Here is a 3,454-nt window from a genome sequence, read left to right as displayed (position 1 = left end):
TCAAGCAATAAATCTAAAGAGACAAGTCGTGATTTAAGTATAAATGAGCGAATAACAAAAGAACTTGCAGAAGTTGAGGAGCGAGAGCGTGTTGAAAAACAATTGTTACTAGAAGCTGATCGCATAAATGAAATTGATACGCTTGCAAAAGCACATCTTAGCAGCCACTTCAATAAAGAAGCACTGCTTGCAAAGGGGTACACTCTAAAAGATATTATGCAAGCACAACGTAGAGAACTTGTTCGCAAGTTTGTTCCAGTTGAGCAAATTAAAGCTATTTCTAAAGCCTCCGACATAAGTCATATCGATGGTGAAATACTAGAGCAACTTGTCTCTTTAGCAAAAGTGAATATTAAGTTAAGAAAAAATGCGAATAGCAATTCTTCTTCTGTTGATTCTATTAAGGGCAATATTGTTGTTAAAACGGAAGATAGAGCAAGTTTACTTGATTCTAATTTTGTACCTATTAATTTTACGGAGTTTGTACAAGCGATAAGTAATACATACAAGCAAAGACGAATTCAATTTTATGAAAATCTAAAAAGACATAAAAGAACAAGTATTGCTTAAAGGAGTTTTTAATGAGTGATATCACAAAAATTAAACAAGAGTTTGATAAAAAAGTTGCTGAAATTAAAGCATTAATGAAAAATCCTCAACAAGACGCGGGGTTGCTTAGCAATTCTATTGAATTTAGAGACAAAAACCTAATTTTTTCTAATTCAGGTGGAGTTATCACTAGTAGTAAAGACAAAATAGAAAATTATCCTGCTAAAGGGTATCCGTATAAACGTGGAGTAAAACTTAGTTTTGGTGATGGTACAACAGAGCTTGAAGTTGAGGCTGGAGGTGGTGATGATTTATATGGAGTATGCACTGATATAGACGAATTTAGTGGTATGGCAACTATAATTCCGATTACAAACAACTTTACGGGATATTTAACACTTAAGAAAGATGGACAAAGTGGTGTAAATCCAGGAGATAAACTAAATTTTAACCAACATGGAGAACTTGAAAAAACCACGGGTGCTCAAAAGTCTGTTAATGCAATGGCACTTTCAAAAGCATACAAATTGACTGAAGATTTATTTATAGTGCTTGCTAGTATATTTGGAAATAGAGCCATAAAAGGGTAATTAAATTATGGCTTTAAAAGATAACGTGCAAGTTGAAAATCTTGCCGCTGTTGATAACCCACAGTTAGATTTAGAGGGAGAAGTTCCTGTTGTTGTTCCTAGGGCTAAACGTCAAGCAAGACAGGCTGAAGATGTACAAGCAAAAGATCCTTATTTAGATTCAGTTAAAGAACTTGATGATGTTCTTTTGAAGTTTAAAAAATATGCAAAATCAATTAGTTCAATTGAAAATAAGGTTTTTAGCAGCTCAAGTAGTTGTTTTAAATCTAAGAATGAGCGAGTTGATGCATATTCATTTGCATGTTCAAGTTATATAGACAAAATAGAAGAGTACCTTTACGATCCAGCAAATAGTTTTCCATACAAACGCGGCGTTAAGCTTGTTCCAAAAGAGAACTCTATATATGTAGAAGTTGGAGCTGATACTGATATGTATGGGATATGTGTAGATGTATGTGAGTTTAGTAATACTGCGTATGTATTGCCAATTACGAATAACTTTGAGGGGTACCTTATCACAAGAAATCCCAGCATAAAAATAGGAGAAATATTGGACATTAATAATAATGGGGTTATTATCAAGGCTGGTGGTGGACCACCAACCGCAATTAATGCCTATGCCTTATCTGATTCATTTACAATCAATTTTGTCCCTGAAGATGAAAATCAAGATCAAAATAGATATCCTAAGCAAGAATATTCTATTAATTTGATAAAAGTTGCAATTTTTGGAAATAGAGGCTTTGAGAAAATAGTAATTCCCGATGGTGGTTAAATCTTAAGTGAATAAAAGGAGGTAAATAAATGGGAGATACAACGCAATTAGTAAAAGAGTATCAAGAGAAAAGAAGTAAACTCGAAAAGTTTATGAAAAATCCCCAACATGACGCTAGTTTACTCAGCAATTCTAATGAATTTAGGGACAAAAATGTAAAATTTTTTGCTTCTGGAGGCACTAGAACTAGTAAGTTTGACAAATTGGAAAATCATCCATTTTTGGGGTATCCGTACAAGCGTGGAGTAAAAAGAGTTATTCAAGAGGTGCAAGATAATCAAAGTCACTATGAACCTCATGTTGAGGCTGGAGGTGGTGAAGACTTGTATGGAATCTGTATTGATATAGATGAATTTAGTAAAACAGCTACTATTGTACCAATTACAAATAATTTTGAGGGCTACTTAATAGCAAAAGACGCTACGGTTAAAACAAAAGACAAACTTGTTTTTAATAAAGACGGTGATCTTGAAAAGGTTACTGGAACACCAAATAAAGCAACTATTAATGCAACAGCATTATCTGATGCAAAGCAAATTAGCAATGAAGTTTATTTGGTAAAAGTAGCAGTATTTGGAAATAAAGCGATAAGTAGAAATTAATAAAATTTTGGAGGATTTAATATGGAATTATTTGATGAAAATTATTATGCAAAAGCCGTGGCAAATATCATAGGAGAAGTTAAAGATCCTATTATGTATAAATGGTTTTCACCTGATCAAATTGAAGATGTTGATCTACAAATGGGATATCAAAAAACCGTAAAATGGGATGCGTTTTTAAATTCTAATCCTACGACGATTGCCAATGAGGTTAATACTATCTCAACTATTGGTTTTAGTTCTGAGGTGGTAAGACTTAATTATTTAAAATTACAGTATAAATTCAGACATTTAAAACAAGCTTCTGAGAAATTTTATACTTCAGACTCATATATTGGTGACATTAATAATAATTTACTTCCTTTTGCACAAGCTTATAAGCTTGCAAGTAGTGAAATTATCAAGCTTATCAATCACTTTGTACTAACAGGTACTGTTTCGATTCAAAAAGATGGGAAAAATCAAAAACGTCTACTTCCGAATATGTATGGACTACTTAATATGCCCGAGCAGATAAAAGAAGAAGTTGCTAGTGGTGATAAAGATAAAATGGATAAAATCTTTGAAAAGATTGAACAGGGACTTTCAAAGTTAGAGTTAGGAGACGAATTTTCCACACCTATGATGGTAATAGTTGATCCCGCAACTTCCTTGAAATTAGTAAAACCATATTCAGTAGCACAAGCTCCTGCAATTAGCCCTGAAAAATGGGAAGATGTTTTGATTCAAACTATTAAGGCTATTAATAATAGAGAAGATGTTTATATTGAGACTTCAAACTTACTAAAACATAAAATACTCATTTATCCACTAAATTCAGAACTTATTAAATTCAAACCTAGCAAGTATATGCTACCTACACCAAATGAACAAGTTGACAAAGACTCAACTGATATTGCTCATTCATACATTGATTTTGTTTTGGGCGGTCTACTTGC

5 protein-coding genes are annotated in these 3,454 nt (G+C 32.8%); all 5 read left to right on the top strand.

The genetic code is table 11. From position 1 onward, the window contains the following. On the top strand, nucleotides 1-570 hold a 570-nt coding region (locus HNP67_RS06595), incomplete at its 5' end, for a DUF1357 family protein (protein ID WP_184125740.1). 11 nt (nucleotides 571-581) lie between these two features. Continuing rightward, complete coding sequence (locus HNP67_RS06590) at nucleotides 582-1,139, top strand: DUF228 domain-containing protein (RefSeq protein ID WP_184125737.1); 558 nt, start codon at nucleotides 582-584, stop codon at nucleotides 1,137-1,139. 7 nt (nucleotides 1,140-1,146) lie between these two features. Further along, the gene (locus HNP67_RS06585) at nucleotides 1,147-1,914 is read left to right on the top strand and encodes a DUF228 domain-containing protein (RefSeq protein WP_184125735.1); all 768 of its coding nucleotides are present in this window, start codon (nucleotides 1,147-1,149) and stop codon (nucleotides 1,912-1,914) included. A gap of 29 nt (nucleotides 1,915-1,943) precedes the next feature. Further along, nucleotides 1,944-2,516, top strand: coding sequence for a DUF228 domain-containing protein (locus HNP67_RS06580; protein ID WP_184125733.1), 573 nt, complete (start codon nucleotides 1,944-1,946; stop codon nucleotides 2,514-2,516). A gap of 21 nt (nucleotides 2,517-2,537) precedes the next feature. Continuing rightward, a partial coding sequence (locus HNP67_RS06575) for a hypothetical protein (protein ID WP_184125731.1) occupies nucleotides 2,538-3,454 on the top strand: 917 nt, incomplete at its 3' end.

The sequence above is a fragment of the Borreliella californiensis genome, from assembly GCF_014205885.1.
GTDB lineage: Bacteria > Spirochaetota > Spirochaetia > Borreliales > Borreliaceae > Borreliella > Borreliella californiensis.
Note: the sequence above shows the minus strand (reverse complement) of the source record. Positions and strands in the feature narration are given on the sequence as shown.